This is a genomic window from Sabulibacter ruber (assembly GCF_017355955.1).
In the GTDB taxonomy this organism is placed as follows: domain Bacteria; phylum Bacteroidota; class Bacteroidia; order Cytophagales; family Hymenobacteraceae; genus Nibribacter; species Nibribacter ruber_A.
Genome location: NZ_JAFFID010000116.1, coordinates 1 through 279 on the forward strand (window position 1 = coordinate 1; position 279 = coordinate 279).

A 279-nucleotide genomic window follows, 5' to 3' on the forward strand; every position below is an offset into this window, starting at 1 on the left:
GCGCTCCGGCGCGCGGGTCAGCCTGTGGGACCGCAACGCCGCCCAGCTTGACACGGCCCGCGCGCAACTCGCCGGGACCGACCCGGAGTGGGCGGGGCGCGTCCATACGGCCGAGGTGGATATCGGCGACCACGCCGGGGTGGCCGAGGCGGCGGAAGCCACGCGGGAGGCGCTCGGCGGCGTCGACATCCTCGTCAACAACGCCGCCATCGTCGGGCCGAACCGGACGCTCTGGGACTATCCGGTGGAGGAGTGGCACGTCGTCCTGCATGTGGACGT

General features: G+C 73.5%; 1 protein-coding gene. It reads left to right on the forward strand.

What is annotated here, in order from left to right; translation table 11 throughout:
• The coding region (locus JT719_RS24690; protein ID WP_207436437.1) for an SDR family oxidoreductase at positions 1-279 on the forward strand (279 nt) is incomplete at both ends.